Origin of the sequence: Paracoccus acridae (assembly GCF_014642735.1) — a bacterium.
GTDB lineage: Bacteria > Pseudomonadota > Alphaproteobacteria > Rhodobacterales > Rhodobacteraceae > Paracoccus > Paracoccus acridae.
Genome location: NZ_BMIV01000003.1, coordinates 95931 through 120407, shown reverse-complemented (window position 1 = coordinate 120407; position 24477 = coordinate 95931). Strand labels below are relative to the sequence as shown.

Sequence of the window (24477 nt, the reverse complement as noted above, 5' to 3'; positions counted from 1 at the left end):
GCCTGAAGCGCGACGCCTCAGAACAGGACCGGTTCGTCCTCGGCCGGGGCGTACATGTTGATTTCCATGCCGCAGGCGATTTCTTTCAGGGTGGGTTTCGTCCAAGCCATGCATTTCCTCCAAATCCACGGCCGCCATCACGGCGACTGCGTTCTATGTTAGAGGAGAGACAACGCCTTTCAACACGACTAAGGTCGCAAGGTCACGAAAAGTTGGCCGCTTCGCGTCCATGTTGGGAAGATTCGGCAATGCTTTATGCCATTTTGACCATTTGTCTTGCGGCGGATTCCCGGTCCTGCGGGACGGTGACGCCCGTCGGCCATGCTTTTGCCGCACAGGCCGAATGCGAGGCCGCCGCGCCGCGAATCGCCCGGGACTGGCTGGGAAGCCAATCCGGCTGGACCCTCGACCGCCTGGAATGCGCGCCGCTTGACAGCCTTCCCGTTATGCCGGTCCAGCCCGTCGCGGACGGCGTTCATGTCCATGTCGGCCAGATCGCCCAGTTCGAGGACAGCCCCGACGGCTGGATCGCCAATCTGGGCTTCGTGATCGGGCGGGACAGCATCGCGGTGATCGACGCGGGCGCCTCGCGCCGACAGGGCGAGGCGCTGTTCGCGGCCATCCGCCGGATCAGCGACAAGCCGATCAGCCACCTGATCGTCACGCATATGCATCCCGACCACGCCTTCGGCGCCGAAGTCTTTCGCGAAGCGGGCGCGACGATCGTCGGGCATCAGCGCCTGGCGGACGCCTTGCAGGGGCGGGGGCCGACCTATCTGGACAATCTTGTCCGGCTTTACGGTGCGGGTGCCATGGCGGGCACACGGGTCGTCTTGCCGGATGTCGCGGTCGCGGACAGCCTGGATATCGACCTGGGGGATCGGGTCCTGACGCTGAAAGCCGTGGCCACGGCGCATAGCGACAATGACCTGACGGTGCTGGACCGGGCGACCGGGACCTTCTTTGCGGGCGATCTTGTGTTTCGCGGGCTGACGCCCATCGTGGACGGGTCGCTGCCGGGCTGGCTGGACTGGATGGCGGCGCCGCAGGCCGGCGGCCCGGTGGTGCCCGGCCACGGCCCCGTCGCCGCAAGCTGGCCGGACGCCGTCACCGCCCAGCAGGATTTCCTGACGACCCTGGCCCAGGCCACCCGCCAGACGATCCGCGACGGCCTGCCGATGTCCCAGGCGGTCCCCGCCATCGTCGGGGCCTTGCAACCCTTTGCCGGGGAATGGGCTTCCTTTCCGGACTCGGCGGCACGCGATGCCACCGCAGCCTTCAAGGAACTGGAATGGGAGTAAGGATTTGACAGATTGCGCCTTGTCAGGCGACCATTGCAATCAAGGCTCGCACGCAGGTTGCGGGCAAGGGGGAGGGGGGAATACGTGAAGGCAGTTTTCCACACGACCGTGGCCTTGGCCGCGTTGCTTGCGGGGTCCGCAGAGGCCCAGCTTGTGATCGAGAAAGGCAGCGACGACCGCATCAACTGGCAAAGCCTGGAGGATTTCGGCGCGGCCCATTCTGACATCGAGGGGCAGAGCGTGACGATCCTGGGCCCCTGGCTGGGACCGGACCAGGAATTGTTCACCTCGATCACCGCCTATTTCGAGGATGTGACGGGCGCCACGGTCAATTACTCCGGCTCGACCAGCTTCGAACAGCAGATCGTCATCGACAGCGAGGCCGGCTCGCCCCCCGACATCGCGGTGCTGCCGCAACCGGGGCTTGCGGCCGACCTGGCCGCCAAGGGCCATCTGCGCGACCTGGGCGAGGAAACCGCGCAATGGGTGCGCGACAACTATGCGGCGGGCGAAAGCTGGGTCGCGCTCAGCACCTATGCGGGCCAGGACGGGGCGGAAAGGATGTTCGCCTTTCCCTATAAGGCCGATGTGAAGTCGCTGGTCTGGTATGTCCCGGAAAACTTCGAGGATGCGGAATACGAGATCCCCGAAACCTATGAGGATCTGAAGGCCCTGACCGAACAGATGGCCGCCGACGGGGAAACCCCCTGGTGCATCGGCCTGGCATCGGGCGGGGCGACCGGCTGGCCCGCGACCGACTGGGTCGAGGATCTGATGCTGCGCCTGAACAGCCCCGAGGATTACGACGCCTGGACCACCAACGCCTTGCCCTTCAACGATCCCAAGGTCGTCGCCGCCATCGAGGATTTCGGCTGGTTCGCCAAGAACGACGATTTCGTGGCGGGCGGCACGGCCTCGGTCGCGTCCAATGATTTCCGCGAAAGCCCCGCCGGTTTGTTCGAAAGCCCTCCGGGCTGCTACATGCACCGGCAGGCCAGCTTCATCCCCTCGTTCTTCCCCGAAGGCACGGTCGAGGGCGAGGATTACGATTTCTTCTATTTCCCCGCGCCTGCTGACGGCAGCGTCGGCCAGCCGGTGCTGGGCGGCGGCACGCTGTTCGGGGTGTTCACCGACAACCCGGTCGCCATGGCCTTTGTCGAGTTCCTGAAGACGCCCGCCGCGCATGAATTGTGGATGGCGCAGTCGGGCTTCACCACGCCCCATACCGGCGTGAACATGGACGCCTATGCCAGCGAGACCCAGCGCAAGATGGGCCAGATCCTGCTGGATGCGACCACCTTCCGCTTTGACGGGTCGGATCTGATGCCGGGCGCGGTCGGCGCCGGTGTCTTCTGGACGGCGATGGTCGATTTCGTGGGCGGCGCATCCGCGCAGGACGTTGCGGACCGCATCCAGCAGACCTGGGCCACGCTGAAGTAAGCCCGTGGCGCGGCGGGCCAGCCGCCGCGCTTGTCCTGATTTCGGGGTTCAAGAATGGAACTGTTCTGGCTGGCCGTCAGCACGATCGCCATCGGCGTCTTCGGCTGCGTGGCGTGGTTCTGGGGATCGAACCTGATCCTGGACCGCATCTATCCCCCGCGCGGTCCCAATGCGGGCGACAATATCCGCAAGGCCAACCAGATCCGGCCCTGGCTGTTCCTGGGGCCTGCGATCCTGTTTTTGGGCGTTTACCTAGTCTATCCGATCTTCGACAGCCTGTGGCGGTCCATGCACAATGCGCGGGGAAGCGAGTTCGTGGGCCTGTCGAACTATGCCTGGCACATGGGCGACGGCAAGTTCCGCGAATCCATGCGCAACAACCTGCTGTGGCTGCTGGTGGTGCCGGCGCTGTCCACGCTGTTCGGGCTGATCGCGGCGCAGCTGACCGACCGGCTGAAATGGGGCAATATCGGCAAGTCGCTGATCTTCATGCCCATGGCGATCAGCTTCGTGGGCGCGGGCGTGATCTGGAAGTTCATCTATGAATACCGCGCGCCCGGCGAAACCCAGATCGGCCTGCTGAACGCCATCGTCCAGGCGCTTGGCGGCGATCCGCAACTGTGGCTGACGCTGATCCCCTGGAACAACCTGTTCCTGATGATCGTGCTGGTCTGGATCCAGACAGGGTTCGCCATGGTGATCCTGTCCGCCGCCCTGCGCGGCATCCCCGAGGAAACCATCGAGGCCGCGATCCTGGACGGCGCATCCCCCTGGCAGGTGTTCTTCAAGATCAAGGTGCCGCAGATCATGGGCACCATCGCGGTGGTCTGGACCACCATCACCATCGTGGTCCTGAAGGTCTTCGACATCGTCTTCGTGATGACCAACGGGCAATGGGGCACGCAGGTGCTGGCGAACCTGATGTATGACTGGATGTTCCGCGGCACGCCCGATTACGGGCGGGGATCGGCCATCGCCATCATCCTGATGCTGCTGGTGACCCCCATCATGATCTGGAACATCGTCAACGCGCGTCGAGAGGTTCGCTGATGGAAGGCATGGCCGGACAGAAATCCTCGCTGGTCTGGGCGGTCAACATCGCCGCTTTCCTGCTGGTGCTGTTGTGGACGATCCCGACGCTGGGACTTCTGGTGTCGTCCTTCCGCGACCGCGACCAGATCCTGACCTCGGGCTGGTGGCAGTCCTTTTCCGCGCAAGAGGCCACGGGCTTCGTGCGCACCGGCACGGGCGACGATGCGGTTCAAGAGGACGGCCAGTATGTCATCGAGGGCACCGTGCTGGAGGAAGGCCAGAACCTGATCGGCTGGGGCATCCGCGCCCGCGAACCGGCCGCCTTCCAGCCCGGCGAGACGACCGAGATCGAGGACGGCTGGCAACTGACCGTGGCCGAGGACGGCAGCTATCGACTGACCTCGGATACGCCCTTCGAGATGCGGCGGGGCGAACGGATCTTCGTCACCACCGGCGCGCCCGCCCGCCTGACGACCGAAAACTATGACCGCGTGCTGACCGCCGAAGGCCTGGGCCGCGCCTTCATGAACACCATGACCGTGACCATCCCCGCCACCGTGATCCCGATCCTGATCGCGGCCTTCGCGGCCTATGCCCTGGCCTGGATGGAGTTTCCCGGCCGCGCCCTGCTGACCGCCGCCGTGGTGGGCCTGCTGGTCGTGCCCTTGCAGGTGGCGCTGATCCCGCTGTTGCGGCTGCACAACGAACTGGGCATCGGCAAGGGATACCTGGGGATCTGGCTGGCTCATACCGGCTTCGGCCTGCCCTTGGCGATATACCTGCTGCGCAACTACATGGTCGGCCTGCCCCGAGAGGTGATCGAAAGCGCCCGCGTGGACGGCGCGACCGAGTTCCAGATCTTTCGCAAGATCATCCTGCCGCTGTCCTTCCCGGCCCTGGCCAGCTTTGCCATCTTCCAGTTCCTGTGGGTCTGGAACGACCTGCTTGTCGCCACCGTGTTCCTTGGCAATACGCGCGAACAGCTGGTCATGACCGGCGTGCTGCGCGAGTTGATGGGGTCCAAGGGTGGGGAATGGGAAATCCTTGCCACCTCGGCCTTCATCTCCATCGCGGTGCCGCTGATCGTGTTCTTCGCGATGCAGAAATATCTGGTCCGCGGCCTTCTGGCCGGGTCCGTGAAAGGTGGATGAGACTTGACGGACGTGACAATCGACTGGTGGAAGGGTGGGGTCATCTATCAGATCTATCCGCGCAGTTTCCAGGACACGACGGGCGATGGCATCGGCGACCTGCCGGGCATCACGCAGCGCCTGCCCTATGTCGCGTCGCTGGGCGTGGATGCGGTCTGGATCTCGCCCTTCTTCACGTCGCCGATGAAGGATTTCGGCTATGACGTGTCCGATTACCGCGGCATCGACCCGCTGTTCGGCGACATGGAGGATTTCGACGCCCTGATCGCCCGCGCCCATGAACTGGGCCTGAAGGTGATGATCGACCTGGTGATGTCGCATTCCTCGGACCAGCATCCCTGGTTCGTCGAAAGCCGCGCCAGCCGCGACAACCCCAAGGCCGACTGGTATGTCTGGGCCGATCCGAAACCGGACGGCACGCCGCCCAACAACTGGCTGTCTATCTTCGGCGGTCCCGCCTGGCAGTGGGAGGCCCGGCGCGAACAGTATTACCTGCACAATTTCCTGGCCTCGCAGCCCGATCTCAACTTCCACAACCCGGCCGTTCAGGACGAACTGCTGGAGATGGCGCGGTTCTGGCTGGACCGGGGGGTGGACGGCTTCCGGCTGGACACGGTCAACTTCTATTTCCACGACGCGCAGTTGCGCGACAACCCGCCCCTGCCCAGGGAATTGCGCAAGGCGGACACGGCACCGGCGGTCAATCCCTACAACCACCAAAGCCACAGATACGACAAGTCGCAGCCCGAGAACATCGCCTTCCTGGAACGCTTCGCGGCGCTGCTGCGCCAATATGGCGCGGCCGTCATCGGCGAGATCGGCGACAGCGAACGATCGCTGGAACTGCTGGAGGAATATACCGGCGTCGCGGGCCGGATGCAGATGTCCTATGTCTTCGACTTCCTGTCCGGCAACGACCTGGCCGCGGCCCGCATCAGCGAGGTCTTCGACAGCCTGCACGCGGTGGCGCCCAATTCCTGGCCCTGCTGGGCGATGTCGAACCATGATGTCGTGCGCCATATCAGCCGCTGGAACCTGACCGACCAGGCCGCCAAGGCCTATGCCACGGTGCTTTTGTGCCTGAAGGGGTCCGTCTGCCTGTATCAGGGCGAGGAACTGGGCCTGCCCGAGGCAGACATTTCCTATGAGGATCTGCAGGACCCTTACGGCAAGGAGTTCTGGCCCGAGTTCAAGGGCCGCGACGGCTGCCGGACGCCGATGGTCTGGGACATGGGCGTGAACGGCGGCTTTTCGACGGCCAAGCCCTGGCTGCCCGTGCCCCATGCCCATCTGCAACGCACCGTCGTGGGCCAGGAAGCCGACGCCCAGTCGATGCTGCACCATTACCGCTGGGCCATCGGGTTGCGGCGCAAGCATTCGGCCCTGCGGGGCGGCGACATGACCGACATTCATGCCGAAGGGCCGGTCCTGACCTTCAACCGCGCCGACAGCCGGCAATCGCTGCAGATCCAGGCGAACCTGTCGGCGGACGAGGCGGGCGGCCTGCGGCCGTGGCAGGTCCAGATCATCGAGGGATAGGGTTCAACAGGGAGGACGCCGATGGCCGATCTGAAACTGACCGATGTCGCCAAGTCCTATGGCGAGGTGAACGTGCTTCGGGACATCAACCTCGACATACGGTCGGGCGAGTTCATCGTCTTCGTCGGCCCTTCGGGCTGTGGCAAATCCACGCTGCTGCGGATGATCGCGGGGCTGGAACGGATCAGCGGCGGCACGCTGGAAATCGACGGGCAGGTGATGAACGACATCCCGCCCAGCCAGCGGGGCATCGCGATGGTGTTCCAGTCATACGCGCTTTATCCGCATATGACCGTGCGTGACAACATGGCCTTCGCGCTGAAGATTGCCGGCAAGTCCAAGGCCGAGGTGCAGGAGGCCACCGACCGCGCGGGGCGGATGCTGCAACTGACCCCTTATCTGGACCGCCTGCCCAAGGCCCTGTCGGGCGGGCAGCGCCAGCGGGTCGCCATTGGCCGGGCCATCGTGCGCGACCCCAAGGTCTATCTGTTCGACGAACCCCTGTCGAACCTGGACGCCGCGCTGCGCGTGGCGACCCGGATCGAGATCGCGCAACTGAAGGCCGCCATGCCCGACCGCACGATGATCTATGTCACCCATGACCAGACCGAGGCGATGACCCTGGCCGACCGCATCGTCGTGCTGGCCGGCGGCGGCATCGCCCAGGTCGGCGCGCCGCTGGAGCTTTACGAACGCCCGGTCAACGAATTCGTGGCCCAGTTCATTGGCAGCCCCGCCATGAACCTGCTGCCCGGCCGCGTCACCGCCACCGGCCCGATGACCACCGTCCAGCTTGACGGCGGCGGCGTGGCCCAGGCCGCTATTCCCACCCGCGCAGGCGACGAAGGGATGCGCGTCAACCTGGGCGTCCGCCCCGAGGACATGCGCGAAACCGAAGGGCAGGCGATCTTCGAAGGCACCGTCGATCTGACCGAGGCCCTGGGGGAAGTGACCCTTCTCTATTTCGGCACGCGCGGCGAAGGCGTGCCGGTCATCGCCAAGCTGCCGGGCATCCACCCCGGCCTGAACGGCCGCAGCGTGCGGCTGACCGCCGACCCGGCGGCGCTGCACCTGTTCCATGACGGGCAGTCGCTTCTGTATCGCGCGGGGGTCGATCTGCCCCCCTATCAGCCCCGCGTCTCGGCGCCCGTCCCCGCCTGAGGCAATTAGCCCTTGGTCGAATTGCCAGACTGCGTGTTATAGTGTCCGCTACCGACGACGGAGGAGGAGCCGGCCCGGTATGCGTCACGCGGACTATGTCGCAAGTCAGTCGCAGTCGAATTCCGCAACCTCGGCCCTGGCGGCGTCGTGGCGGCGGTCGCTTCTGAAGCACGGGCTGGATCCCTCCGATATCCGGCGCCCGGAACGTCTGACCCTTGAGGAACTGTCCCGCCGCCGCCAGGCCATGGACCAGTTCCTGCGCCTGGCCAGCCCGCAACTGGACCAGTTGTTCAACCTGGTCGGCCTGTCCGGCTGCAACGTGCTGCTGACCGATGCCGAGGGCGTGGTGATGGACCAGCGGGTCGGCGGGGCGGATGCCGAACAGTTCCGCGACTGGGGCCTGTGGCAGGGCACGGTCTGGTCCGAGGCGGCCCAGGGCACCAACGGCATCGGCACCTGCCTGGCCGAGGGACGGCAGGTCACGATCCATCGCAACGAACATTTCCATACCCGCAACACGGCCATGTCCTGCATGGACGCGCCGATCTGGGGGCCCGACGGGCGGCTGCTGGCGGCCCTGGATGTCAGTTCCGCCCGTGCCGACCAGACCGAGCGGTACAACCGCCTGATTTCCGCCCAGGTCGCCCAGACCGCCCGTGCCATCGAGGCGGTCTTCTTCCGCGCCAGCTTTCCCGACGCCCGCATCGTCGTGGCATCCGACGACAATGCCGATGCGGCGGTCCTGCTGGCGGTGGACAGGAACGACCTGGCCATCGGTGCGACCCGCGCCGCCCGCCGCGCCCTGGGCCTGGAACGCGAAGGCGCGATCCGCCCGCGCCCCGCCGCCGACCTTCTGGGCCGCGACGACGACCTGAAGGGGTTCGACAAGGCCGAACGGGCTGCCGTGGCCCGGGCGCTTGCGCGGGCCGATGGCAATGTATCGGCTGCGGCCCGTGCCTTGGGGATCGGGCGGGCCACGATGTATCGCCGGATGGCGCGCCTGGGTTTGGCTGAAAAAACCGGCTGACTGTCTCACCCCTGAGACAGCTTGCGCATTGCCGCATGGGATAGCCGCTTGCAACGAATCGTCCCTGCGCCAAGCTGTCACCCATACCCGGAGAGGGAGAGACTCCGGGCAATATCCAGAGGAGGAAGAAATGCCGAACGACCAGACGCATGAATTTCGTGGCGTGGGCGTGATGCCCTTTGCCAAGCGCTACGACAACTTCATCGGCGGACAGTGGACCGCGCCGAAATCGGGCAGGTACTTCACCAACACCACCCCCATCACCGGCGCCGAAATCGGCGAGATTGCCCGGTCGGGCGCCGAGGACATCGAGGCGGCACTTGATGCGGCCCATGCCGCCAAGGACAAGTGGGGCCAGACCTCGGCCGCCGAACGGTCGCTGGTGCTGCTGCGCATTGCCGACCGGATGGAACAGAACCTGGAACTGCTGGCGACGGCGGAAACCTGGGACAACGGCAAGCCCATCCGCGAGACGATGGCCGCCGACCTGCCGCTGGGCATCGACCATTTCCGTTACTTTGCGGGCGTACTGCGCGCGCAGGAAGGCGGAATTTCGGAAATCGACCACGACACCATCGCCTATCACTTCCACGAGCCGCTGGGCGTCGTGGGCCAGATCATCCCCTGGAACTTCCCGCTGCTGATGGCGGTGTGGAAGCTGGCACCGGCGCTTGCCGCCGGGAACTGCGTGGTGCTGAAGCCGGCCGAACAGACACCCGCCAGCATCATGGTCTTCGTGGACCTGATCGCCGACCTGCTGCCGCCGGGCGTGCTGAACGTCGTCAACGGCTTCGGTCTGGAAGCCGGCAAGCCGCTGGCCTCGAACCCGCGCATCGCCAAGATCGCCTTCACCGGGGAAACCACTACCGGTCGGCTGATCATGCAATACGCGTCCGAAAACCTGATCCCCGTCACGCTGGAACTGGGCGGCAAGTCCCCCAACATCTTCTTCGAGGATGTGGTGCGCGAGGACGACGACTTCTTCGACAAGGCGCTGGAAGGCTTCGCGATGTTCGCGCTGAACCAGGGCGAGGTCTGCACCTGCCCGTCGCGCGTGCTGATCCAGGAATCGATCTATGACCGCTTCATGGAACGGGCGCTGAAGCGCGTCGAGGCGATCAAGCTGGGCGACCCGCGCGACAGCGCCACGATGGTCGGTGCCCAGGCATCGTCCGAGCAGAAGGAGAAGATCCTCTCCTACTTCGACGTCGGCCGGAAGGAGGGGGCCGAGGTGCTGATCGGCGGCGAGGCGGCCGATCATGGCGGGGAACTGTCGAACGGCTATTACATCAAGCCGACCGTGTTCCGCGGCAACAACAAGATGCGCATCTTCCAGGAGGAAATCTTCGGCCCGGTCGTGTCGGTGACCACCTTCAAGGACCAGGACGAGGCGCTGTCGATCGCCAATGACACGCTGTACGGCCTGGGCGCGGGTGTCTGGTCGCGCGAGGCCAATACCTGCTATCGCTTCGGCCGCGCGATCAAGGCGGGCCGGGTCTGGACCAACTGCTATCACGCCTATCCGGCCCATGCGGCCTTTGGCGGCTACAAGCAGTCGGGCATCGGGCGCGAGAACCACAAGATGATGCTGGATCATTACCAGCAGACCAAGAACATGCTGGTCAGCTACAGCCCGAAGAAGTTGGGCTTCTTCTGATTGCATGACGTGAAGCGGGCCATCCGGCCCGCTTCACGTCCAACGTTGTGGCACGCGGTCAGCATGTCGCCTTGCAGGCCATGCGCCCACTGTGGCGACTTCTTCTCGATTGCACGGGTTGCAATTCATGCCGCCAATGCTCGAAGAACCTGAAGCACTGGGCCGGGAACAATCACGTATTTTCTGATCGGAGCGGCACAGAAGCAAGCTTGGAGGCGCAGGTAAGGCATCCCGGCTGCGCATTCTCGTTTGCCTCTCCTTTAACCCTTTCGACGATCAGCGCTGCGACAACAGGCTGAGGGCGGCGCTGTAACGGGTGCTGGTCGTGTTGGTCTGAATCTGTGACAAGGCAAGATAGCGTGTAACCAGCTTGTCGATCTTTTCGATTGTGCCGATTTCGGAAAAGCTGCTGCTGCCAAGCACACGTTCCGACGCGGAGACGAACATTTCCAATTGCCGGTCGATCGGCAAGTTGGCGATTGAACTGTTCATCCCCAAGGCGCCCTCGAAAACCGTTCGAAGCGCCTTGTTGCCCAACACCTCGTACCACATCGTCTTGTCGCTAGAGGTGCGCGCCGCAAATGCCTTCATTTCATTGCGCGCATTCAGGGCCAGCCGATAGCTTTCGTTTCCTTCGCCCACACGCTTTTCGAATTGCCGTTGCACATAGGCATCCGTGATCGCCTGGCCGGTCGCGGCAGCGTTGCCGATATTCTTGAATGCCTCGGCAAATTTCAGGTAACGCTTGTCGCCCAGCCTGTTTGCCAGAGAGGCACGGTCACCCAGATCCGAATCCAGAACCTTGCGGATGAAGGCCTTGTTGGCAATGTCCGTGTCCAGGCCGAAGGCGCCAAGCGCCACCTGCAACATCTTGTAATCGCCCACCAGGGCATCTGTCGTCGTCTTGGTGGAGAGATTGTCCCTGAAATAGGCCGCCGCGCGCTGGACCACGGGATCCTTGGCCGTTGCCTCGACCTGTCGGGCTTCCATCCTTTGCAAGACCCGCCACCCTGCCAGGCCGCCCAATCCCACGGTGATTGCAGTCATGGCGCCCTCACTGACGGCGAATCTGGATAAGGCGGTCTTCCTCGGGCAACAGATCGCGCAACCGGCGCAAAGCTGGATAGATGGCGCCGGCTTCGATATTGGCCCGCGCCTCGTGCAGGATGGCCTGGCTGTCGGCATCTTCGAAGACCACGGCAAGTTGCGTGACTGCCAGAAGCAGTTGGCGCTTGCCTTCGGCAAGTTCGGCGTCGCCCGACAGGATCAGCTGGGCGATGTAGCATGCCCGGCCGACAGGGGTGTTGGCGCGGTCAGGGTGAATGGCGTCCTTCAGCCGCAGGACATGCGCATTCGGCGTGCGGATCGCGATCTTGGACCTGCGGTCACCGTTCTCGATGACGGCGCCGTTGATCAGCACCCGTTCGTTGGGGGCCAGTTTCAGGACAAGGCCGCTCATGCCACGGCCTCCTGGCGCAGGCCGCGCATCATGGCCATGTTGATGTCGATCAGCGGGGCAAGGCTGACTTTTCCGGCCAAGGCTTGGTGACCGTGGCGCAATGAAAATCCCGCTAATGACAGCAGCCCTGCACGGACCTGATCGGGCAGCGTGTTGCCGGGGTCTGCAAGGTCGCTGGCAAGAATGGTCCACAGTTGGTTGTTCTTGTCCACTGCCGCGATCCGGTCCGGGCCGTACCCGGTTTCATCAGCCTGGAGCAACATGCGTGTGACGCGGGAGAAGACATCGTATTCGGCGTCACGCGCAGTGCGGACGACGTTGCTGCCATATCCATTGGCGGAAGAAGACGGGACCGCGTTCAAGGTTGATCATCCTGATCTTAAGGGTTCAGCAGAAGCGGGGCGCCACTGGGGCGCCCCTGCGAGTCTTGAAAATCAGCGGAACAGGGACAGGATTGCCGAAGGCGCCTGGTTGGCAATCGAAAGCGCTTGGATGCCCAACTGCTGCTGGGTCTGTAGGGCTTGCAGGCGAGCCGAAGCTTCTTCCATGTCGGCATCCACCAGCGAGCCCACGCCCGCTTTCAGAGAGTCGGCCAGCTTGCCAATAAAGTTCGACTGTTCTTCAATCTGCTTTGCCTTGGCGCCGAGAGCAGCCGAGCCGTTCACGGCAGTTTGCAGGTTGTCCTCAAGCTTAAGCACAGCTGCTTCAGCCGAAGCGCGGTCTGTAATGGCAGTAAGAGCATTCGCACCTGCAAGCACATTTGCCTGAAAGTCAACCGAAGCAACCGCGATGTTGCCACCAGTTCCAGCAGTTAGGGCAGTAGCACTGCGGTTCAGCGAAGACAGCACCGTATAGGTCGCACCACCATTCACACCATTCGTATTCAGCAGGTTGACACCATTCATTTGCGTCCCTGCAATCGTCGCTGTGATAACTGCGGTCTTTGCTGTGATGTCGGCCTGCACCTTAGCAAAAGAGTAACCATCCGTTCCGGCCCGGGCTGCCAAGTCTTTCATCTCGGTCAGGGTTTTGACAACCAGATCAGCCCCATCGACAGCCGTCTGAACCGTCGCACCGGCAACGTTCAAGGAACTTTGAATGGCCTTGGCTGAAGATTGGTCGGCTTCCATGATCTTGGAAATCGCCCACACGGCCGAGTTGTCCTTGGCCGAATTGATCGACTTGCCGGTCGAAATCTCGGACTGCGCCTTGTTGAGGCTGGAGTTCACGTTCTTCAGGGTCTGCAGGGCAACGATGGCGCCGTTGTTGGTCAGAATACTGGACATCTTATCCTCGGATATAATGGATGCTTTGCATCCGTGATTGTGACGACTGGCCTTCTGACCTTGGGCGTTTATCCCTGTGCCACTTTGGGCATGACCGCAGTGCTAGCAGCCGGTGATTGATGGATAGTGAATTTGTTCCACTCTCTCAAAGGTTGAAAGCGGCGCATTTTACTTAAAACCGTTGCGCCAGGATGGCTTGGGTCGGCGTATTGTGGCGCTGGCCCGTCTGGTCATAGGTTTGCAGGCTGCGGGCGTTTTTCACGATATCCCGGATCTGGTCGATCGCCCGTTGCGTGCCGCGCGCCGAATCCTTGGCCAGGCGCAGCAGGTGCTGCAAGGTTTTCTCCATCTTCGCCTTGGATGCGTCGTCCAGGCCGTCGCGTTCCAGTTGCCGGGCAAGTGCTTCGATCCGGTCAAGCGCCAGGGCCCCGTTGCCCTGGATGATGGCCTGCTCCACGCCGTCCAGAAGCTGGCGATGCTTGGGTTTCATTGCGCCAGCTCCTTTGCGAATCCGAAATCAAGCTGCCTTGCCAGAACGGCCGCCTGTTCCTGGATCAGGAAACTGGAAAACTGATCCTCTCCGATCCCGCCGCCAAAGGCGCCGGTATTGGATTTCGGGCCGCAGTATTTCAGCATTTCTTCCAGAAAAGCCTGTTCCAGCTGTTCCGATGGCGGGCGTTGTGTCGGCACGGTGACCGGGAAAGTTGAAGCCTGGTTTACCTGCATGGGAAGTTTCCTGATTTGCGGATATTTTTCAGGACTAGCCTCTTGCAGTAAATAAATCGTAAGGACTCGGCCTTATCTCTGGGCTGGTCAGTCCAGGGATCAACCCATGTCCGAGTGTTCCATTTTACCCGTTGCTGCGGTTCTTCCGATCGCCGTGCCTGCGGCATCTGCCACACCCATCGAAACGGGGATCGAGGGGGAGCCCGCGTCAGACATCGCCTTCACGGTCGATGAAGCCTCGTCGGAGGAGCTTGCCGCCGATCCGGTTGCCCCGGATGCACAGCCGGCCGACATGCCGCCGCAGGACCGGTTGCAGATGCTGATCGAGGACCTGTCGGGAGTCACGAGCACCCTGCGCGAATCCCCACCGGCAGAAGCCGAGCCGACTGCTCAGGCCCGGAAGGTGCCTGACATGCCCGGAGGGGATGTGCGAATCCTTGCCGGCACGTCCCCGGATTTCTTCTCGGCCGCCGAGGGGGTCGTGCAGCCCGATGCCGGGGCCGGCCCCGTCGAGGCCTTTCCGGTTGATGTCCCTGTCGTCGATGCCCTTCTGGCCGATTCGCCGCTGCCTGCCACGGTCAGAGGGAAAGAAATCGCGCCCGCCCCCTTGCATCCTTCATCGCCGAAAATCCCTGTGGCCGCGATCTCGCAGCAGATTGCCGAAGCCGTGGTGACCGCCCGCGAGGATCGGATCGAGGTGGTCCTGGCGCCCGAGGAACTGGGCAGGATCCGCATGGTCATGTCCGGGCCCGAACACAATCCGCATGTGCTGATCTGGGCCGAACGACCCGAAGTGCTGGATCAGCTGCGCCGTAATGCCACGTTCCTGCAGGAATGTTTCGGCGATGCGGGCATGGCCGGTGCGTCCTTTGAATTCCAGGGCGACGGTTCGGATGGATCGGGGGGCAGGCAATCCCTGCCCGACGGTATCCAGCAGGGGTTCGACATGGCCGAATCGATTTCGGTCCCGCTGGTCTGGCCGCCTTTGGGGGTTCCGGCCCGGCTGGACATTCGCATCTGAAAGGAGAATCGCTTGGTTTCCGCAATCACCGCCAGCACGATCCCCTCGTCCGGGGGCGCCGCTCCCATGACGGCAGGCGCGACAGCAGCCGGATCGACGAATTTCGATACTTTCCTGAGAATGCTGACAACGCAGTTGAAGAACCAGGATCCGCTGAACCCGATGGAGGGCAGCGACTTTGCGGTCCAGCTTGCGACATTCTCGGGTGTCGAGCAGCAGGCGCAGACCAACAAGCTTCTGCAGATGATGCTGATGCAGTCCGGCGGCAGCCTGGGACAACTGGCGGATTGGATCGGGAAAGAGGTGCGCACCACCGAACCCGTCTGGTTCGGGGACAAGGCGCTGACGCTGGACATCGCGCCAGACAGCCGGGCCGACAGCGTGACGCTTGTGGTGCTGAACGAAGCGGGATCCGAGGTCTCGCGCGAGGAAATCGGCCCGGGCGAGGGGCAGATCGACTGGTTCGGCCGCGGCAATGGTGGTGAAAAGCTGGCCGACGGGCGTTATTCCTTCGTGATCGAAAGCAGCCGCGCGGGCGAGGTGATCTCGGAGGACGCGGTTGGCGCCTATGTCCGCGTGGCCGAAGCCGAGCTTGGCAACCGAGGCATCGAGCTGATCTTCGAGGGCGGCGGATCGGCGCTTGCCAGCGACATCGAAGCGCTGCGCGGCGCGGATTAAAGCTGCGGCAGGAAGCTGCCGCGCATCGCCAGGGTTTCGTCGCGGATCCGGGCGGTCGCCGCGCTCATCTCTCGGTCGGCGCGGCGCAGCAGATACCAGCTTCGCTGAATGGGCAGTCCGATGCCGCGAAGGGCGATCAGGCGGCCAGACCGCAATTCCTCGGTAACGGTGTGCTGGGAAATCAGCGCCACCCCCAGGCCCGCGATCACCGCCTGCTTGATCGTCTCGTTCGTGCCCATTTCCACCGCGCGCCAGGTCGCGCCCTCGCCGATGCGGTCCAGGAAGCGGGTCATCAGGATGCGGGTGCCCGACCCTTCCTCGCGCGACAGGAAGGTCTGGGCCAGCAGGTCCCCCGGCATCACTGGATCGGCATAGGCCAGCGGGTGATCGGGGGCGGCGATGATGATATGCGGATGGGGGCCGATGGGGTCGGCGATGACCGCCGGTTCGCGCGGCGGCCGCCCCATGATGACCAGATCCAGGTCGTCCCCGGCCAACGAGGCCAGGATCGCATCGCGATTGCCGATGCGCAGCGTCACCTCGATCTGGGGCAAAAGTCGCAGAAGGCGGGCGACGAGGCCGGGGGCGAAATACTTGCCGGTGGACACCACGCCCAGAACCACGCTTCCCACATAGCCTTGCTGCAGGGCGCCGATTTCGCGTCCCGCACGGGCCAGGGCGGTGGCGACCTGCGATTCGGCCAGCAACAGCGCCATGCCCGCGGGTGTCGGGCGAAAGGCGCCATGTTCGGCCCTTTGGACCAGCGGACAGCCCGCCAGATCCTCCAAACCCCGCAACTGGCTGTGGATCGCGGGCGTGGTCAGGCCCAGCAGGCCGGCCGCGCCCGTTAGGCTGCCGCTGTCGGTCACCGCGCGCAGGCAGCGCAACTGGCGCAGGCTGATCCCGTCAAGCTTCATGTTCGCTGAAATCTAATCTGTCTTTCAGATTATTAAATTTCCTCGAAAACCTCTGCCTGTCAATCTTCCTCCTGCCAGACGCCAAGGGAGGGGCTGATGACGACGCCCAGCATCGACACCACGCATATACCGCTGCAGTTCCGGCCGCTGATGCTGGCCTTGGCCCGTGGTGGCGCGACACTGACGGGCGTCATCCGGCGCGGCGATGGCAGCCTGTCGGCCGAGGTCGGGACCAACAGCGACGGCGACGGGCAGAAGCGGCTTGATGTGCAAGCCGATGCGCTGTTCCGCGATGTCCTGCGCGATGCCGGGCTGCGCTGGTATGCCAGCGAGGAACAGGACGCCCCCATCGCGATGCAGCCGGACGGCGCCTTTGCACTTGCCATCGACCCGCTGGACGGATCGTCCAACATCGACACCAATGTCTCGGTCGGCACGATCTTCGCGGTCTATCCGGCCACGGATCAGGCCGATGCCAGCTTCCTGCGCCCGGCCCGCGACCTGATCGCCGGGGGATACATCATCTATGGCCCGCGCTGCTGCCTGGTGGTCAGCTTTGGCGACGGCACGCAGATCTATACGCTGAACCCGGACACCGACTGCTTCGACCTGACCGATCCCCGCGCCACCCTGCCGGACTGCTTCTTCGAATTCGCCATCAACGCTTCCAACTATCGCCACTGGCCGCGCCCGATCCGCGCCTATATCGACGACTGCCTGTCGGGGATCGACGGTCCGCGCGCACGCAACTTCAACATGCGCTGGATCGCGTCGCTGGTGGCCGAGGCGCATCGGATCCTGATGCGGGGCGGGATCTTCCTGTATCCGGCCGATGCCCGCAAAGGCTATGAAAAGGGCCGGCTGCGGATGCTGTACGAATGCGCGCCGATCGCCTTTGTCATCGAACAGGCGGGCGGCAGGGCGACCGACGGCGCGCTGCCGATCCTGGACGCCCTTATCACCGACCTCCACGGGCGCACGCCCATGGTTTTCGGATCGGCCGAAAAGGTCGACCGCGTCGCCGCCTATCACGACCTGCCCGATGCCGAGGTGTCCGCCCTGTTCGGCCATCGCGGCCTGTTCCGGGCCTGAGGATATCATGAGCAAGAAGCACCCCATCATTTCCGTTACCGGCAGTTCCGGCGCTGGCACGACCACCGTCAAGACCACCTTCGACCAGATCTTCCGCCGCGAAGGGATCCGCGCCGTCAGCATCGAGGGCGACGCCTTCCACCGCTTCGACCGCCAGGCCATGAAGGACGAACTGGCCCGACGGCTGGCCGAGGGCGACCAGACCTTCAGCCATTTCAGCTTCGACGCCAACGAGTTGGAAAAGCTGGAGGAGATCTTTCGCATCTATGGCGAAACCGGCCGGGGCGAGACGCGCCATTACGTCCATGACGACCGAGAGGCCGAACGCTGGGGCACGCCCCCCGGGACCTTCACCGACTGGGCGCCATTCGAGGAAGGCTCGGACCTGCTGTTCTACGAAGGGCTGCACGGCGCTGTGGTCAATGACAGCGTCAACCTGGCGGGTCTGGCCGACCTGAAGATCGGCGTGGTGCCCGTCATCAACCTGGAGTGGATCCAGAAGATCCACCGCGACAAGGCCAGCCGGGGCTATTCGACGGAAGCCGTGACCGACACGATCCTGCGCCGGATGCACGCCTATGTGCATTGCATCTGCCCGCAGTTCACCCAGACCGACATCAACTTCCAGCGGGTGCCGGTGGTCGATACCTCGAACCCCTTCATCGCGCGCTGGATCCCCACGGCCGACGAAAGCCTGGTGGTGATCCGCTTTCGCAACCCGCGTGGCATCGACTTTTCCTACCTCACCCAGATGATCGACGGGTCCTGGATGACACGGGCCAATTCGATCGTCATTCCCGGTCCCAAGACCGACCTCGCCATGCAGCTGATCCTAACGCCGATGATCCTGCGCCTGATCGACGACGCGAAACGCGCCTGAGGGGGACACACCATGAACCAGATGACCCGCATCGACCCTGCGCTTGAGACGAAGATGGCTAATGCCATCCGCGCCCTGGCCATGGACGCGGTCGAGGCCGCGAAATCCGGCCATCCCGGTGCGCCGATGGGCATGGCGGATGTGGCGACCGTGCTGTTCCACCGCTTCATGCGGGTGGATCCGGCGGACCCCCGATGGCCCGACCGCGACCGCTTCGTGATGTCGGCCGGGCATGGGTCGATGCTGGTCTATGCCATCCATCACCTGCTGGGCTATGACGACATGGGCGCCGACCAGATCCGCGCCTTCCGGCAGATGGGGTCGCGCACGGCGGGCCACCCGGAATACGGCCATGCCAAGGGGATCGAGGTGACGACCGGCCCTCTGGGTCAGGGCATCGCCAGTGCCGTCGGCATGGCGCTTGCCGAACGCATGGCCCATGCCCGCTGGCCAGATCTGGCGGATCACTGGACCTATGTGATCGCGGGCGATGGCTGCCTGATGGAGGGGATCAGCCACGAGGCCATCGACCTTGCAGGACATCTGCGGCTTGGCCGGCTGATCGTGCTGTGGGACGACAACGGCATCACCATCGACGGTGGCACGGATCTGTCCACCAGCACCGACCAGAAGGCGCGCTTTGCCGCCGCCGGATGGCATGTGCAGGCCGTGGATGGCCATGATCGCGAGGCGGTGGCCGCCGCCATCGAGGCCGCGCGGGCCGATGGCCGTCCGTCCATGATCGCCTGCCGGACCATCATCGGCTTCGGTGCGCCGAACAAGCAGGGCGGGCACGATGTCCATGGCGCACCCTTGGGCGCGGATGAGATCGCCGCCGCGCGCAAGATGCTGGACTGGCCGCATGACCCCTTTACCCTGCCCGAGGATGTGACCGCCGCCTGGGCCGCGATTGCCGCGCGCGGCGCGCAGGCTCGGGCCGACTGGGCGGCACGGCTGGGAACCTCTGCCAATCGTGCCGCCTTTCTTGCCGCCCAGGACGCAACCGATGCGCCCGCGCTGCGCAAGACGATTGCCGAACACTGCCAAAGGCTTGTCCAGGATCGTCCAAAGGTCGCGACCCGCAAGGCCAGCGAGATGGCCTTGGAGGTGATCAACGCGACCCTGCCTCAGACCATCGGCGGAAGCGCGGATCTGACCGGATCGAACCTGACCCGCAGCACGGGGATGGGGTCCATCCGCCCCGGCGACTATGCCGGCCGCTATGTCCATTATGGCATCCGCGAACATGCGATGGCCGCCGTGATGAACGGCATCGCGCTGCATGGCGGCTTCATCCCCTATGGCGGGACCTTCCTGGCCTTTGCCGACTATTCGCGGCCTGCGATCCGGCTGGGCGCGCTGATGGGGGTGCCGGTCGTCCATGTCATGACCCATGACAGCATCGGCCTGGGCGAGGATGGCCCGACCCACCAGCCGGTGGAGCATCTGGCCTCCCTGCGCGCCATCCCGAACCTGCAGGTGTTCCGCCCCGCCGATGCGGTGGAAACCGCCGAAGCCTGGGAAATCGCCCTGACCAGCCAAGGCCCCTCGGTCCTGGCCCTGTCGCGGCAGAACCTGCCCGCCGTCCGCATCGAGGACGAGGACACGAACCGCAGCCGCCGGGGCGCCTATGTGCTGCGCGCCACGCCCACCCCGCGCGACGTGACCCTGATCGCCACCGGGTCCGAGGTCGAGATCGCCCTTGCCGCCGCCGACCTGCTGCGGGCGGAGCGGATCAACGCCGCCGTCGTCTCGGCCCCCTGCTTCGAGCTGTTCGCGGCCCAGGACCGCGCCTATCGGCAGGGCGTCTTGTGCGACGCGCCCCGCATCGGGATCGAGGCCGCGATCCGCCAGGGATGGGATCTGTTCCTGCGCCCCGAGGACGGCTTCGTCGGCATGACGGGCTTTGGCGCATCGGGCCCCGCACCCGCGCTTTACCGCCATTTCGGCATCACGCACAAGGCCGTCGCGGTCTTGGCCCGGAAACTCATCGGAGGAGAGGATTGATGGCGTTGATTACGCTGAGACAGCTTCTGGACCACGCAGCCGACCATGGCTATGGCGTGCCCGCCTTCAACATCAACAACATGGAACAGGGCTTGGCGATCCTGAAGGCCGCAGCCGCCGTCGATGCCCCGGTGATCCTGCAGGCCAGCCGCGGCGCGCGGTCCTATGCCGGCGACATCATGCTGCGGCGCATGGTCGAGGCCCTGGCCGAGATGAACCCCGGCATCCCGATCTGCCTGCACCAGGACCACGGCAACAACCTGGCGACCTGCATGTCCGCGATCCGCCACGGGTTCACATCGGTGATGATGGACGGGTCGCTGCACGAGGACATGAAGACCCCGGCGGACTATGACTACAACGTCGCGGTGACGGCCAGGGTGGCCGAGGCGGCGCACGCGGTCGGCGCATCCGTCGAAGGCGAGTTGGGCGTGCTGGGCAGCCTGGAAACCGGAGAGGCCGCCGCCGAGGACGGCTCGGGCGCGGAAGGCAAGCTGGATCATTCGCAGCTTCTGACCGACCCGGACCAGGCCGTCGATTTCGTGCTGCGCACCCGCTGCGATGCGCTTGCGATTGCCTGCGGGACCAGCCACGGCGCCTACAAGTTCACTCGCAAGCCCGATGGCGAGATCCTGGCGATGCACGTCATCCAGGCGATCCACGACCGCCTGCCCGGCACGCATCTGGTGATGCACGGATCGTCCAGCGTGCCCCAGCACCTGCAGGACCTCATCAACGACGCCGGCGGAGAGATGCCGCAGACATACGGCGTCCCCGTCGAGGAGATCGAGCGCGGCATCCGCATGGGCGTGCGCAAGGTCAACATCGACACCGACTGTCGCATGGCCATGACCGGGCATTTCCGCAAGGTCGCCCGCGACCGCCCCGATGAATTCGATCCCCGCAAGTTCATGATCCCCGCCATGGCCGAACTGACCGCGCTGTGCCGCGACCGGTTCGAACGCTTCGGGACGGCGGGACAGGCCCACAAGATCAAGGTCATCGCGATGGACGGGATGGCCGAACGCTATGCGTCGGGGGCGCTTGACCCGGCCATTACCGGCGCGCGCGCCGCCTGAGAGGAGGAAAGACCATGAACGAGATGTCGAACCCCAAGATGGATGCCAAGAAGCGCTATTCCGCAGGCGTGCTGAAATACGCGCAGATGGGGTATTGGGAACCCGACTATACCCCCAAGGACACCGACGTGATCGCGCTGTTCCGCATCACGCCGCAGGACGGGGTGGATGCCATCGAAGCCGCGGCGGCGGTGGCGGGCGAAAGCTCGACCGCGACCTGGACGGTGGTCTGGACCGACCGGCTGACGGCCTGCGACAAGTACCGCGCCAAGGCTTACCGCGTGGACCCGGTGCCGAACGCCTCGGGCGAATACTTCGCCTATATCGCCTATGACCTGGACCTGTTCGAGCCGGGCTCCATCGCCAACCTGACCGCGTCGATCATCGGCAACGTCTTCGGCTTCAAGCCCCTGAAGGCCCTGCGGCTGGAGGACATGCGCCTGCCCGTGGCCTATGTGAAGACCTTCCAGGGCCCGGCCACCGGCATCGTCGTGGAACGCGAACGGCTGAACGTCTATGGCCGCCCGCTGCTGGGCGCGACCGTGAAGCCCAAGCTGGGCCTGTCGGGGCGCAACTATGGCCGCGTCGTCTATGAGGCGCTGAAGGGGGGCCTCGATTTCACCAAGGACGACGAGAACATCAACAGCCAGCCCTTCATGCATTGGCGGGACCGGTTCCTGTATTGCATGGAGGCCGTGAACCGCGCCTCGGCGGCGACCGGAGAGGTGAAGGGCACCTATCTGAACGTCACCGCCGGCACGATGGAGCAGATGTACGAGCGCGCCAATTTCGCCAAGGACCTGGGCAGCGTGATCGTCATGATCGACCTGGTGATCGGTTACACCGCGATCCAGTCGATGGCGAAATGGGCGCGGGACAACGACATGATCCTGCACCTGCATCGCGCCGGGCACAGCACCTATACCCGCCAGCGCAGCCACGGCGTCAGCTTCCGCGTGATCGCCAAATGGATGCGGCTGGCCGGGGTGGACCACCTGCACGCGGGCACCGTGGTGGGCAAGTTGGAAGGCGATCCCGCCACCACCAAGGGCTATTACGACATCTTCCGCGAGGAGCGAAATCCGATGGCCCTGGAGAACGGCATCTTCTTCGACCAGGACTGGGCGTCCTTGAACAAGATGATGCCTGTCGCCTCGGGCGGCATCCATGCGGGCCAGATGCACCAGCTTCTGACATATCTGGGCGAGGATGTGGTCCTGCAGTTCGGCGGCGGCACCATCGGCCACCCGCATGGCATCCAGGCGGGCGCGACCGCCAACCGCGTGGCGCTGGAGGCGATGGTCTTTGCCCGCAACGCCGGCCGCGACATCTGGAACGAGGGCGAGGATATCCTGCGCGATGCGGCCAAGACCTGCACGCCGCTGCAGCAGGCGCTGGATACCTGGAAGGACGTATCCTTCAACTATGCCTCGACCGACGCGCCCGATTTCGCGCCCACCCCCGAAGTGTCGATGTGACCGCCAGGGCGCGTGTGAACACGCAGCCCACGATCGCCGACCAGACCCGTAGGGTGCGTGCTTGCACGCACCGCCCCCCTTACAGGAGATTTCCATGAAACTGCGCCAAGGACAGTTCAGCTTTCTTCCCGATCTTTCGGATGACGACATTCGCGTGCAGGCCCAATACGCCATCGACAATGGCTGGGCGGTATCCGTGGAATATTCCGACGACCCGCATCCCCGAAACACCTATTGGGAAATGTGGGGCCATCCGATGTTCGACAACCCGGATGCAGCCGCCGTGGTCTTCGAGGTCAACGAATGCCGCAAGGAACATGGCGGCAAATACATCCGCGTCATCGCCTTTGACGCATCCCCCGGATGGGAATCCATCCGCATGAGCTTCATCGTGAACCGTCCCGCCACCGAACCCGGCTTCCGCCTTGTCCGGCAGGAAGCCGAGGGCCGCGTGGTCCGCTATACGATCGAAAGCTATGCCACCCGCGAACCCGAAGGCCTCCGCTACGCCTGACGGCCCCGGCCGGGCGGTGCCCTCCCGCTGCCCGGTCTTTTCATGCCACCTGCTGGAAAGGCGCGATCATGACCGAAGACACCGACACCGCCGCCCGCCCCACCCATGTCGATCTGGCCCAATCCTTCGAGGAAAGCGGCGTCAAGGACGTGCTGCGCGAACTGGACGACAGCCTGGTCGGACTGGAACCCGTCAAGTCCCGCATCCGCGAGACCGCCGCCCTGCTGCTGGTGGACAAGGCCCGCCGCCGGATGGGCCTGGCGACCGAGACGCCGACGCTGCACATGTCCTTTACCGGCAATCCCGGCACTGGCAAGACCACCGTGGCGCTGAAGATGGCCGACCTGCTGCACCGCCTGGGCTATGTCCGCAAGGGCCACCTGGTGACGGTCACGCGCGACGACCTGGTCGGCCAGTATATCGGCCACACCGCCCCCAAGACCAAGGAGGTCCTGAAGAAGGCCATGGGCGGCGTGCTGTTCATCGACGAGGCCTATTACCTGTATCGCCCCGAAAACGAACGCGACTATGGCCAGGAGGCCATCGAGATCCTGTTGCAGGTGATGGAAAACAACCGCGACGACCTGGTCGTGATCCTGGCGGGCTATGCCGACCGGATGGACCGCTTCTTCGCCTCGAACCCCGGTTTCCGGTCGCGCATTGCCCATCACATCGAATTCCCGGATTACAGCGGCCCCGAACTGCTCCATATCGCGGAACAGATGCTGGCCGCGCAGAACTATCGCCTCGACGATGATGCGCGCGGGGCCATGGCCGAATACATCGCCGCGCGCAGGCGCCAGCCGCATTTCGCCAATGCCCGTTCGGTCAGGAACGCGCTGGACCGTGCCCGCCTGCGCCAGGCGAACCGCCTGTTCAACCAGGCGAAAGGCCCGCTGGACGCCGATACCCTGTCCACCATCACCGAACCCGACCTGCGCGCCAGCCGCGTCTTCGGAGGCGGGCTTGCGGTGGACAGGCTTGACGGGGGCCGCCGGACCGGGCAGGCCATCCAGCAGGCCGCCGAATAGG

25 protein-coding genes are annotated in these 24477 nt (G+C 64.5%); 17 read left to right on the top strand and 8 right to left on the bottom strand.

Features of this window, described 5'->3' with window-relative positions; all coding sequences use genetic code 11:
* Window positions 1-17: 17 nt before the first annotated feature.
* Complete coding sequence (gene pqqA / locus IEX25_RS05925; RefSeq protein WP_076522366.1) at window positions 18-110, bottom strand: pyrroloquinoline quinone precursor peptide PqqA; 93 nt, start codon at window positions 108-110, stop codon at window positions 18-20.
* Between the two features lie 138 nt (window positions 111-248).
* On the opposite strand from pqqA, the gene IEX25_RS05920 reads away from it, so the two are divergent.
* The 8 genes from IEX25_RS05920 (at window position 249) to adh (ending at window position 10308) form a co-directional block, all read left to right on the top strand.
* Window positions 249-1301 carry a quinoprotein relay system zinc metallohydrolase 2 gene (locus tag IEX25_RS05920; RefSeq protein ID WP_188714442.1) on the top strand — a complete coding sequence of 351 codons (1053 nt, stop codon included), beginning with the start codon at window positions 249-251 and terminating at the stop codon, window positions 1299-1301.
* An 84-nt stretch (window positions 1302-1385) separates the two neighbouring features.
* Window positions 1386-2741: an ABC transporter substrate-binding protein gene (locus tag IEX25_RS05915; protein WP_188714441.1), complete on the top strand. Its 1356-nt coding sequence runs from the start codon at window positions 1386-1388 to the stop codon at window positions 2739-2741.
* 54 nt (window positions 2742-2795) lie between these two features.
* The gene (locus IEX25_RS05910; RefSeq protein ID WP_188714440.1) at window positions 2796-3791 is read left to right on the top strand and encodes a carbohydrate ABC transporter permease; all 996 of its coding nucleotides are present in this window, start codon (window positions 2796-2798) and stop codon (window positions 3789-3791) included.
* Window positions 3791-4924, top strand: a complete 1134-nt coding sequence (locus IEX25_RS05905; RefSeq protein ID WP_188714439.1) for a carbohydrate ABC transporter permease — start codon at window positions 3791-3793, stop codon at window positions 4922-4924. Before IEX25_RS05910 ends, IEX25_RS05905 begins: the two co-directional genes overlap by 1 nt.
* Before the next feature lie 3 nt (window positions 4925-4927).
* Window positions 4928-6463 (top strand): alpha-amylase family glycosyl hydrolase, encoded by a 1536-nt coding sequence (locus IEX25_RS05900; protein WP_188714438.1) that lies wholly within the window; start codon window positions 4928-4930, stop codon window positions 6461-6463.
* Window positions 6464-6484: 21 nt separating this feature from the next.
* Window positions 6485-7624: an ABC transporter ATP-binding protein gene (locus IEX25_RS05895; protein ID WP_188714437.1), complete on the top strand. Its 1140-nt coding sequence runs from the start codon at window positions 6485-6487 to the stop codon at window positions 7622-7624.
* Window positions 7625-7703: 79 nt separating this feature from the next.
* On the top strand, window positions 7704-8651 hold the full coding sequence (locus IEX25_RS05890; protein ID WP_103172583.1) for a GAF domain-containing protein: 948 nt from the start codon (window positions 7704-7706) through the stop codon (window positions 8649-8651).
* A 130-nt stretch (window positions 8652-8781) separates the two neighbouring features.
* A complete protein-coding gene (gene adh / locus IEX25_RS05885) occupies window positions 8782-10308 on the top strand; it encodes an aldehyde dehydrogenase (protein ID WP_188714436.1) in 1527 nt (508 codons plus the stop codon).
* 276 nt (window positions 10309-10584) lie between these two features.
* Here the strand turns inward: adh and IEX25_RS05880 are convergent, their stop codons facing one another.
* The 6 genes from IEX25_RS05880 to IEX25_RS05855 all read right to left on the bottom strand — a co-directional run bounded on the left by IEX25_RS05880 (window position 10585) and on the right by IEX25_RS05855 (window position 13743).
* Window positions 10585-11259, bottom strand: a complete 675-nt coding sequence (locus IEX25_RS05880) for a DUF1217 domain-containing protein (RefSeq protein WP_188714435.1) — start codon at window positions 11257-11259, stop codon at window positions 10585-10587.
* A 103-nt stretch (window positions 11260-11362) separates the two neighbouring features.
* Window positions 11363-11767 (bottom strand): flagellar biosynthesis repressor FlbT, encoded by a 405-nt coding sequence (gene flbT / locus IEX25_RS05875; RefSeq protein WP_188714434.1) that lies wholly within the window; start codon window positions 11765-11767, stop codon window positions 11363-11365.
* Window positions 11764-12129, bottom strand: a complete 366-nt coding sequence (flaF, locus tag IEX25_RS05870) for a flagellar biosynthesis regulator FlaF (protein WP_188714433.1) — start codon at window positions 12127-12129, stop codon at window positions 11764-11766. Before flaF ends, flbT begins: the two co-directional genes overlap by 4 nt.
* A 72-nt stretch (window positions 12130-12201) precedes the next feature.
* The gene (locus tag IEX25_RS05865) at window positions 12202-13053 is read right to left on the bottom strand and encodes a flagellin N-terminal helical domain-containing protein (protein ID WP_188714432.1); all 852 of its coding nucleotides are present in this window, start codon (window positions 13051-13053) and stop codon (window positions 12202-12204) included.
* Between the two features lie 172 nt (window positions 13054-13225).
* Complete coding sequence (locus IEX25_RS05860; RefSeq protein WP_188714431.1) at window positions 13226-13543, bottom strand: hypothetical protein; 318 nt, start codon at window positions 13541-13543, stop codon at window positions 13226-13228.
* The gene (locus tag IEX25_RS05855; RefSeq protein WP_229665068.1) at window positions 13540-13743 is read right to left on the bottom strand and encodes a rod-binding protein; all 204 of its coding nucleotides are present in this window, start codon (window positions 13741-13743) and stop codon (window positions 13540-13542) included. Before IEX25_RS05855 ends, IEX25_RS05860 begins: the two co-directional genes overlap by 4 nt.
* A 142-nt stretch (window positions 13744-13885) precedes the next feature.
* Between IEX25_RS05855 and IEX25_RS05850 the strand changes: the two genes are divergently transcribed.
* Together IEX25_RS05850 and IEX25_RS05845 are read left to right on the top strand one after the other, a co-directional pair.
* The gene (locus IEX25_RS05850) at window positions 13886-14800 is read left to right on the top strand and encodes a flagellar hook-length control protein FliK (RefSeq protein WP_188714429.1); all 915 of its coding nucleotides are present in this window, start codon (window positions 13886-13888) and stop codon (window positions 14798-14800) included.
* Window positions 14801-14812: 12 nt separating this feature from the next.
* On the top strand, window positions 14813-15478 hold the full coding sequence (locus IEX25_RS05845) for a flagellar hook capping FlgD N-terminal domain-containing protein (RefSeq protein WP_229665067.1): 666 nt from the start codon (window positions 14813-14815) through the stop codon (window positions 15476-15478).
* On the opposite strand, the gene cbbR is transcribed toward IEX25_RS05845, so the two are convergent.
* Entirely contained in the window at window positions 15475-16395 is a 921-nt protein-coding gene (cbbR, locus tag IEX25_RS05840) for a LysR family regulator CbbR (protein WP_188714428.1), read from the bottom strand. The two genes, IEX25_RS05845 and cbbR, sit on opposite strands and share 4 nt — an antisense overlap.
* Window positions 16396-16491: 96 nt before the next feature.
* On the opposite strand from cbbR, the gene IEX25_RS05835 reads away from it, so the two are divergent.
* From IEX25_RS05835 to cbbX, 7 genes are all read left to right on the top strand, one after another.
* Window positions 16492-17487 (top strand): class 1 fructose-bisphosphatase, encoded by a 996-nt coding sequence (locus IEX25_RS05835; RefSeq protein WP_188714427.1) that lies wholly within the window; start codon window positions 16492-16494, stop codon window positions 17485-17487.
* A 7-nt stretch (window positions 17488-17494) separates the two neighbouring features.
* Window positions 17495-18367, top strand: a complete 873-nt coding sequence (locus tag IEX25_RS05830; protein ID WP_103172572.1) for a phosphoribulokinase — start codon at window positions 17495-17497, stop codon at window positions 18365-18367.
* 21 nt (window positions 18368-18388) lie between these two features.
* Entirely contained in the window at window positions 18389-20374 is a 1986-nt protein-coding gene (gene tkt / locus IEX25_RS05825) for a transketolase (RefSeq protein WP_188714633.1), read from the top strand.
* Window positions 20374-21453 (top strand): class II fructose-bisphosphate aldolase, encoded by a 1080-nt coding sequence (gene fba / locus IEX25_RS05820; protein WP_188714426.1) that lies wholly within the window; start codon window positions 20374-20376, stop codon window positions 21451-21453. The genes tkt and fba overlap by 1 nt, the downstream gene beginning before the upstream one ends.
* A 14-nt stretch (window positions 21454-21467) precedes the next feature.
* Window positions 21468-22931, top strand: coding sequence for a form I ribulose bisphosphate carboxylase large subunit (locus tag IEX25_RS05815; RefSeq protein ID WP_188714425.1), 1464 nt, complete (start codon window positions 21468-21470; stop codon window positions 22929-22931).
* Window positions 22932-23025: 94 nt separating this feature from the next.
* Window positions 23026-23445: a ribulose bisphosphate carboxylase small subunit gene (locus IEX25_RS05810; RefSeq protein WP_103172569.1), complete on the top strand. Its 420-nt coding sequence runs from the start codon at window positions 23026-23028 to the stop codon at window positions 23443-23445.
* Between the two features lie 68 nt (window positions 23446-23513).
* Window positions 23514-24476 carry a CbbX protein gene (cbbX, locus tag IEX25_RS05805; RefSeq protein WP_188714424.1) on the top strand — a complete coding sequence of 321 codons (963 nt, stop codon included), beginning with the start codon at window positions 23514-23516 and terminating at the stop codon, window positions 24474-24476.
* Window position 24477 lies beyond the last annotated feature (1 nt).

Bases quoted from the DNA above. Each gene is read 5' to 3' on its own strand.
- pqqA (WP_076522366.1), bottom strand. From the start codon at position 110: ATGGCTTGGACGAAACCCACCCTGAAAGAAATCGCCTGCGGCATGGAA.
- IEX25_RS05920 (WP_188714442.1), top strand. From the start codon at position 249: ATGCTTTATGCCATTTTGACCATTTGTCTTGCGGCGGATTCCCGGTCC.
- IEX25_RS05910 (WP_188714440.1), top strand. From the start codon at position 2,796: ATGGAACTGTTCTGGCTGGCCGTCAGCACGATCGCCATCGGCGTCTTC.
- IEX25_RS05905 (WP_188714439.1), top strand. From the start codon at position 3,791: ATGGAAGGCATGGCCGGACAGAAATCCTCGCTGGTCTGGGCGGTCAAC.
- IEX25_RS05895 (WP_188714437.1), top strand. From the start codon at position 6,485: ATGGCCGATCTGAAACTGACCGATGTCGCCAAGTCCTATGGCGAGGTG.
- IEX25_RS05890 (WP_103172583.1), top strand. From the start codon at position 7,704: ATGCGTCACGCGGACTATGTCGCAAGTCAGTCGCAGTCGAATTCCGCA.
- adh (WP_188714436.1), top strand. From the start codon at position 8,782: ATGCCGAACGACCAGACGCATGAATTTCGTGGCGTGGGCGTGATGCCC.
- flbT (WP_188714434.1), bottom strand. From the start codon at position 11,767: ATGAGCGGCCTTGTCCTGAAACTGGCCCCCAACGAACGGGTGCTGATC.
- IEX25_RS05865 (WP_188714432.1), bottom strand. From the start codon at position 13,053: ATGTCCAGTATTCTGACCAACAACGGCGCCATCGTTGCCCTGCAGACC.
- IEX25_RS05860 (WP_188714431.1), bottom strand. From the start codon at position 13,543: ATGAAACCCAAGCATCGCCAGCTTCTGGACGGCGTGGAGCAGGCCATC.
- IEX25_RS05850 (WP_188714429.1), top strand. From the start codon at position 13,886: ATGTCCGAGTGTTCCATTTTACCCGTTGCTGCGGTTCTTCCGATCGCC.
- cbbR (WP_188714428.1), bottom strand. From the start codon at position 16,395: ATGAAGCTTGACGGGATCAGCCTGCGCCAGTTGCGCTGCCTGCGCGCG.
- IEX25_RS05835 (WP_188714427.1), top strand. From the start codon at position 16,492: ATGACGACGCCCAGCATCGACACCACGCATATACCGCTGCAGTTCCGG.
- IEX25_RS05830 (WP_103172572.1), top strand. From the start codon at position 17,495: ATGAGCAAGAAGCACCCCATCATTTCCGTTACCGGCAGTTCCGGCGCT.
- tkt (WP_188714633.1), top strand. From the start codon at position 18,389: ATGACCCGCATCGACCCTGCGCTTGAGACGAAGATGGCTAATGCCATC.
- fba (WP_188714426.1), top strand. From the start codon at position 20,374: ATGGCGTTGATTACGCTGAGACAGCTTCTGGACCACGCAGCCGACCAT.
- IEX25_RS05815 (WP_188714425.1), top strand. From the start codon at position 21,468: ATGAACGAGATGTCGAACCCCAAGATGGATGCCAAGAAGCGCTATTCC.
- IEX25_RS05810 (WP_103172569.1), top strand. From the start codon at position 23,026: ATGAAACTGCGCCAAGGACAGTTCAGCTTTCTTCCCGATCTTTCGGAT.
- cbbX (WP_188714424.1), top strand. From the start codon at position 23,514: ATGACCGAAGACACCGACACCGCCGCCCGCCCCACCCATGTCGATCTG.